This window comes from Bradyrhizobium sp. (genome assembly GCF_030693485.1).
Lineage (GTDB): Bacteria > Pseudomonadota > Alphaproteobacteria > Rhizobiales > Xanthobacteraceae > Bradyrhizobium.
Window position 1 is genome coordinate 1 of record NZ_JAUYAN010000277.1, and the last position, 6,913, is coordinate 6,913.

The 6,913-nt window shown below is 64.3% G+C and carries 7 protein-coding genes; 4 read left to right on the plus strand and 3 right to left on the minus strand.

All coding sequences use genetic code 11. From position 1 onward, the window contains the following. Nucleotides 1–91 precede the first annotated feature (91 nt). The 3 genes from thrS (at nt 92) to Q8N40_RS20400 (ending at nt 3,048) form a co-directional block, all read left to right on the plus strand. A complete protein-coding gene (gene thrS / locus Q8N40_RS20390) occupies nt 92–2,140 on the plus strand; it encodes a threonine--tRNA ligase (RefSeq protein WP_305713071.1) in 2,049 nt (682 codons plus the stop codon). Further along, complete coding sequence (locus tag Q8N40_RS20395; RefSeq protein ID WP_305713072.1) at nt 2,140–2,361, plus strand: hypothetical protein; 222 nt, start codon at nt 2,140–2,142, stop codon at nt 2,359–2,361. Before thrS ends, Q8N40_RS20395 begins: the two co-directional genes overlap by 1 nt. Nucleotides 2,362–2,484: 123 nt before the next feature. After that, a complete protein-coding gene (locus Q8N40_RS20400; protein WP_305321291.1) occupies nt 2,485–3,048 on the plus strand; it encodes a nitroreductase in 564 nt (187 codons plus the stop codon). A gap of 35 nt (nt 3,049–3,083) precedes the next feature. Here the strand turns inward: Q8N40_RS20400 and Q8N40_RS20405 are convergent, their stop codons facing one another. Continuing rightward, entirely contained in the window at nt 3,084–4,139 is a 1,056-nt protein-coding gene (locus Q8N40_RS20405) for a hypothetical protein (protein WP_305713073.1), read from the minus strand. A gap of 219 nt (nt 4,140–4,358) precedes the next feature. On the opposite strand from Q8N40_RS20405, the gene Q8N40_RS20410 reads away from it, so the two are divergent. Further along, the gene (locus Q8N40_RS20410; protein WP_305713074.1) at nt 4,359–5,378 is read left to right on the plus strand and encodes a patatin-like phospholipase family protein; all 1,020 of its coding nucleotides are present in this window, start codon (nt 4,359–4,361) and stop codon (nt 5,376–5,378) included. A gap of 30 nt (nt 5,379–5,408) precedes the next feature. Here Q8N40_RS20410 and Q8N40_RS20415 read toward each other — a convergent pair whose 3' ends face one another. Together Q8N40_RS20415 and Q8N40_RS20420 are read right to left on the minus strand one after the other, a co-directional pair. Continuing rightward, nucleotides 5,409–5,837, minus strand: coding sequence for a CBS domain-containing protein (locus tag Q8N40_RS20415; RefSeq protein WP_305713075.1), 429 nt, complete (start codon nt 5,835–5,837; stop codon nt 5,409–5,411). A gap of 213 nt (nt 5,838–6,050) precedes the next feature. Further along, complete coding sequence (locus Q8N40_RS20420) at nt 6,051–6,836, minus strand: rhomboid family intramembrane serine protease (protein ID WP_305713076.1); 786 nt, start codon at nt 6,834–6,836, stop codon at nt 6,051–6,053. Nucleotides 6,837–6,913: the final 77 nt, after the last annotated feature.

A 6,913-nucleotide genomic window follows, 5' to 3' on the forward strand; every position in this document is an offset into this window, starting at 1 on the left:
AAACCCCCGCTTGCTCCGCCCGAATCCCCTGCTATACCGCTGCTTCCGCTTACCTGCGCTCGTTCGCAGGAGTGAGCATAAGGAGACAGCAATGCCCGACGACAAGAACAAGTCCGCCTCAGGATTCCAGTTCGGCCTCACAAACCTAAAACCGGTGGAGCCCGAGGTGAAAATCGCCCTCACCTTCCCCGACGGCGCCAAGCGCGAATTCCCCAAAAGCATCACCGGCCTCGACATCGCCAAGGGCATCTCACCGTCGCTGGCCAAGCGCACCGTGGCCATGGCGCTGGACGGCGTGGTAACCGACCTTGCCGATCCGATCGACCACGACGCGAAAATCGAGTTCATCGCCCGCGACGACGCCCGCGCGCTGGAACTGATCCGGCATGACGCGGCGCATGTGCTCGCCGAAGCGGTGCAGGCGCTGTGGCCGGGCACCCAGGTCACGATCGGCCCGGTGATCGAGAACGGGTTTTACTACGACTTCTTCCGCAACGAGCCGTTCACGCCGGAAGACTTCGCCGCGATCGAGAAGAAGATGCGCGAAATCATCGCGCGCGACAAACCCTTCACCAAGGATGTGTGGGACCGCGAAAAGACGAAGCAGGTGTTCCGCGACAAGGGCGAGGCCTTCAAGGTCGAACTGGTCGACACCATTCCCGGCAATGAGCCGATCAAGATCTATTACCAGGGTGACTGGTTCGACCTGTGCCGCGGCCCGCACATGACCTCGACCGGCAAGATCGGCAACGCCTTCAAGCTGATGAAGGTGGCGGGCGCCTACTGGCGCGGCGACAGCAACAATCCGATGCTGACGCGGATCTACGGCACGGCGTTCGCCAAGCAGGAAGACCTCGACGCCTATCTCAAGCAGATCGAGGAAGCCGAGAAGCGCGACCACCGCAAACTCGGCCGCGAGCTCGATCTGTTTCACTTCCAGGAAGAAGGCCCCGGCGTGGTGTTCTGGCACGCCAAGGGCTGGACCATTTTCCAGGCGCTGATCGCCTATATGCGCCGGCGGCTGACCGGCGACTACAGCGAGGTCAACGCGCCGCAGATCCTCGACAAGTCGCTGTGGGAAACCTCCGGCCATTGGGACTGGTACCGCGAGAATATGTTTGCGGCGCAATCCGCCGGTGACGAGGCCGAGGACAAGCGCTGGTTTGCGCTGAAGCCGATGAACTGTCCGGGCCATGTGCAGATCTTCAAGCACGGCCTGAAGAGCTATCGCGACCTGCCGCTGCGGCTCGCCGAATTCGGCGTGGTGCATCGCTACGAAGCTTCGGGTGCGATGCACGGCCTGATGCGGGTGCGCGGCTTCACCCAGGACGACGCGCATGTGTTCTGCACCGAGCAACAGCTCGCCGAGGAATGCCTGAAGATCAACGAACTGATCCTGTCGACCTATGCGGATTTCGGCTTCGAGGGCGAACTCACGGTCAAGCTTTCGACGCGGCCGGAGAAGCGCGTCGGCACCGACGAAATGTGGGATCACGCCGAGCGCGTGATGGCGACCGTGCTGTCGGAAATCCAGGCGCAGGGCCACAACCGCATCAAGACCGAGATCAATCCCGGCGAAGGCGCGTTCTACGGTCCGAAATTCGAATATGTGCTGCGCGACGCCATCGGCCGCGACTGGCAGTGCGGCACCACGCAGGTCGACTTCAACCTGCCGGAACGTTTTGGTGCGTTCTATATCGACGCCGACGGCTCCAAGAAGGCGCCGGTCATGGTGCATCGCGCGATCTGCGGTTCGATGGAGCGTTTCATCGGTATCCTGATCGAGCACTATGCCGGTAACTTCCCGCTCTGGCTGGCGCCGATCCAGGCCGTCGTCACCACCATCACATCGGAAGGCGACGAATACGCCAAGGTTGTCGCGGCCGCGGCGCGGCGCGCCGGCCTGCGCGTCGAAATCGACCTGCGCAACGAGAAGATCAACTACAAGGTCCGCGAACATTCGCTGGCGAAGATTCCGGCGCTGCTGGTGGTCGGCAAGAAGGAAGCCGAGAGCCATTCGGTCTCGATCCGCCGTCTCGGCAGCGAAGGGCAGACGGTGATGCCTACCGCCGAGGCGCTGGCGGCCTTGCTCGAGGAAGCCACTCCGCCCGACGTCAGGCGGGCGAGGCTGGAAACCTGATGGCGCGGGGACCGACGACCGACGAACAGGAACTGCCGGCCTATCCGATCCGGGCCTACCAGCTGATCCCGGATCCCAATCAGCCTGACGTGGTGGCGCTGGCGATCGAAACCGATCAGGGACACAGCCTGTTTCTGGCGACGCGGGAAATTCTGCAAGATCTCGGCAAGGATCTTCTGGAGCGCGCGGCGAAGATGCCGGTCAAGCCGGGCCGGAGCTAGCGGCTGTTGCCCCGCCAACCCAAAGCTCCTCACAATCGGTCTAAATTGCGCGTGTATTGTCTCGTTGGCTTCCTATCTCCGTGATATCCGGTTCGCCGATCACTCCCATGAAAGACAGCTGCATTGCCCGACGCCATTGACCTTCTGAAAATCCGCCGCTCGGTGAAGCCGCGCGAGATGAGCGGTCCCGGCCCATCGGCGACCGAGCTTGAGACCATTCTGACCATCGGCGCGCGGGTGCCCGATCACGGCAAGCTGACGCCGTGGCGCTTCATCGTGTTCGAAGGCGACGCACGCGGGCGCGCTGGCGAGGTGATATCGCAGGTGTTCGCGCGCAAGAACCCGCAGGCGCCGGCCGCCGAGATCGAAATCGAAAAGCGCCGCATGATGGATGCCCCGCTGGTGATCGCCGTGGTCAGCTTCGTAAAACCGCATCCCAAGGTGCCGGCGTGGGAGCAGGAATTATCCGCGGGCGCCAGTGCCATGAACATCGTGACCGCGGCGACCGCGCTCGGCTACGGCGCCAACTGGCTGACCGGCTGGTTCGCCTTCGATCGCGACGTGCTGAACGGGTTCGGATTGAAGCCGGACGAAAGGCTCGCCGGTTTCATTCACATCGGCACGCCGTCGAAGCCGAGCGAAGACCGCCCGCGCCCGGCGCTGTCAGACATCGTGACGCGGTTTTAGGACAAGTCCCTCATCCCTCGGGATGAGGGCCGACATTACCGCGCGACGACCTCGACCTCGCCGTCGACGCCGTTGACGACGTTGAACGGACGCTCGAACACCTTGCCTTCGTTCTTGGCGATGGCGCGATACTCGCCTTCGGACAGCACAACGCGCGGGAAGGCGCCGATCGACTCCTTGATGACGTCGCCGCCCGGCGTGATCACCGACCATGCGGTGTTCGCCAGCGCCTCGCCGCCCTTGTCGCTGACCAGCTTCAGGGTAATCACCGCGGCGCGATGGGTGATGACCACGTCGGTCAGCTTGCCGGCCTGGACGCGGATGTCCGAACGCACCACGGAATTGGCGTCGCCGTAATTCGAAATGATGTAGTAGGTGCCCTCCGGCAACAGCGCGACGTCGCCCGCGGCGACGTTCGGCACCAGCGAAGCGCGCTCGCCACCATCGAACTGGCTGCCCTTGTAGAGCGCGAAGGAAATCTGGTTCGCCGGAATCCGGCTGGAGCCGACGCGTCCCTCGATGCGCAGGCCGCCGGCCGGAAGCACGAAGGATTCGCGGTCGGTCTCGGACTTCAGCGTCACCGGCCGAACCGCGCTGACCAGACCCATCGTGACGTGGACGACATAGCCGCCCGGCGGCAGCACGATGTTGGGGGTGGCGCCGCGGTCCTCACGGATCAGTTTGAAAACGCCGGCCTCATCGGGCTTGTCGGCGAACACCCGCCACACCAGGCCGTTGTTGATGACGGGCATGTCCTTGCCGTAACGCGCCGTCAGCGACAGCACGGCCTGGCCGGCGGTCGATGCGCCTGGCGGCGGAACCACCGGCGGCACCGCGGCGATCGACGGTTGGGTCAAAGGCGGGGGCAAAATCGGTGTCGATGCCGGACCGGACGGCGGGGCCAGATTCATCGCTGGTCCGGATGGCGGTTCCGGAACCGAGGCTGGCGGCACCGGCGGCGGCCGGTCGCTGAACATCTGGGCCGAGGCAGGGTCAGCAAGCCCAGCTGCCAGAATCGCGGCAAGCGCGAGCGCCGGGAACAGGCGTCCGCCCCACCCGGAACCAGCAATCCCTTTATCCCCTGAAGTCATGGTGATGCTTTTCACTGAAAACGCGGCAAATTCAAGCCTGCGGCAAAGCGTTCGCAGGATGTTCCCGGTATGGAACCCAAAAAACGCCCGAGAGTTAGTGCAGTGTTCCCGTGAGGCCGCGATCCCGTCACAATCCGGTCCGCGGCACGACCTATGCTTCGTGCTGCATTCGATGGGCTGAAATCATGGCGAAGAGCCTTGTCCGGCAAGGAGTGTCAGGTGCTGAAGAGTTTGATCGGACGCGGCGTCGAGGAACAGGACAAGGTCGGGCTCGGCAGTATCAGGCGGCCGGTGATCGGATTGGCGCTGGGTGGCGGCGCCGCACGCGGTTTCGCCCATATCGGGATTCTCAGAACATTGCTGGCCCACGGCATCGTTCCCAATGTCGTGGTCGGCACCTCGATCGGCGCCGTGGTCGGCGGCGCCTATGCCGCCGGGCAGCTCGATACGCTGGAGCAATGGGCGCGCGGCCTGCAGCCGCGCAATATCCTCGGCTATCTCGACATCCGCCTCAACGGCTCCGGGCTGATCGGCGGCGACAGGCTGGCATCACAGCTGGAAGCCGCCATCGGACCGACCCTGATCGAGGACTTGCCGCTGAAATTCGCGACTGTGGCGACCGAAGTCCGCACCGGGCACGAGATCTGGCTCACGCGCGGCCGCATGGTCGATGCGATGCGCGCTTCCTACGCGTTGCCCGGGATTTTCTCACCCGTGCTGGTCGGCGACCGCTGGCTGGTCGACGGCGCGCTGGTCAATCCGGTGCCGGTGTCGGCGGCGCGCGCGCTCGGCGCAGAAATCGTCATCGCCGCCAATCTTTGCAGCGACATCTTCTCCACGACGATCTACGCCCACGGCGCGTCGGCCGCAGCGCCCGAGGCCGGGGTCGAGCCGGCACCGCCGAAACGCGGCTTCGGCCGGTTGTTCTCCGCCGAGCGCGCCATGAAACGCGAATTCTTCGGCACCGGCGGCCGGCCGGGCATCTCCACGGTCATGGTCGATGCCTTCAACATCATGCAGGACCGCATCACCCGCGCACGCCTTGCCGGCGATCCGCCGGACCTGCTGATCACGCCGCGTGTCGGTCAAATCGGCTGGTTCGATTTCCACCGCGCCGAGGATCTGATTGCGCACGGCGCACGCGCCGCCGAGCGCACCATTGACTCCATCCAGGAAGCCATCCACATGCTGGCGCCGGTGGCCGGCGAGCCGGGTGCTGTCGCCGACAAGGCGCCGTGATCGCGCAGGCTTATCCTGAAGAGTGGTGGATCAGGCAGTCTTGATGTAGTTCTGCAGCGCTTCCTGCTCGGTCTCGAATTCCCTGACCCGCCATTTGACGATGTCGCCGATCGAGATCAGGCCGACCACCGCGCCCTCCTCCACCACCGGCAGATGCCTGAACTTGCCTGATGTCATCATTTCCATGATCGCGGCGACTGTATCGGACTGCCTGCAGCTGACGACCTTGCGTGTCATCACGGAGCTGACCGGCTCTTCCAGCACGCCGGCGCCACGATCGCCGAGCACGCGCACGATGTCGCGCTCCGACAGGATGCCCTCGATACGGCCCTTGCTCATCACCAAGACGGCGCCGATCTTCCGATCCGCCAGAATCTTGATCGCAGCGGCGAGCTTGGCGTCCGGCTCGACGCTCTGGATCTGATGGCCTTTGGTGTCGAGGATTGCACGTACCGTCATTGTCGCCTCCCTGAAGCCGATCGCGCCCACAAGCGAGCGCGACCTTTTGTTCCGAGTCTTCAATTTGTTATCTAGTCTTCAATTCAACAGCCCAGCGCCGATTTCGTTGCAGGCGATTTGGGCAAGCACGGCCCTTAAGCACGTTCGCGGGCTTAAGCCCGGTTGCACAGATCAGAGATGATGAATGAAATCGCGGTGCGCCGCAAGCAATGATCAGCCGCGATCCGGAACATCCGGGAATGTCGCATCCGCGGCATCGGCGCGCGCGCGCGGGATCGGATCAAACAGCGAAAACAACACCAACCCCGCTAGAAATCCGCCGATATGCGCCTGCCAGGCGACGCTGCCGCCGTCGGCGCCGATCGAGATCGATCCGATGCCGAAGATGATGTTGACGCCGAACCAGACCGCGAGAAAACCGAGCACGCGCGGGTCGCGGAATGCGCGCACCAGCGACAGCGCCGGCACGCGCGCCGCCGCATCGGCGTCGCCGCGGCTGAACGACAGGAAGCTTCCCCGCACGAAGGCAAAACGGATCGCCGCCGCCATCGCGCCGGACACCGACGCCGAAGCGCCGATCATCGGCGCGATCGCGTGCTGATGGGTGACGAGATGCGCCAGCGCCCCGGCCACCGCGGTCACCGCCATGAAGGTGAAAAACCTGAGCGATCCGAAGCGGCGCGCCAGCGCGCTGCCGAACGGCAACAGCCACAGCACGTTGAAACCGATATGGCTGAGGTTGGCGTGCAGCAGTGAATAGGTGAAGAAGGTCCAGATCCTGGCGCCGGCGCCGCCCGGAAACGCGAACGCCAGCGGCGTGGAATCGTAGCGTTGCGGAATGAAGCCGAACACCTCGATGGTCCAGTATTCCAGATCCGGCGGCAGCAGCACGCGCAGGTGAATGACCGCAAGCAGCAACACATAGGCGGTCAACGCGCCGGGCAGCGTCAGGATCGGTTCGCGCGGGCTGTCCTGCGACAATTCTGGCGGAGATTCCAAGGGATCAAGACCTGAAGCAAGCAGCTCACGGGAGCGATTGCGCCCCAATAGGCGGCTTGGCCGGGCAGCGCAAGGGC

Coding starts and splice junctions, on each gene's coding strand:
- Q8N40_RS20395 (WP_305713072.1), top strand. CDS start 2,140: ATGGCGCGGGGACCGACGACCGACGAACAGGAACTGCCGGCCTATCCG.
- thrS (WP_305713071.1), top strand. CDS start 92: ATGCCCGACGACAAGAACAAGTCCGCCTCAGGATTCCAGTTCGGCCTC.
- Q8N40_RS20405 (WP_305713073.1), bottom strand. CDS start 4,139: ATGACTTCAGGGGATAAAGGGATTGCTGGTTCCGGGTGGGGCGGACGC.
- Q8N40_RS20415 (WP_305713075.1), bottom strand. CDS start 5,837: ATGACGGTACGTGCAATCCTCGACACCAAAGGCCATCAGATCCAGAGC.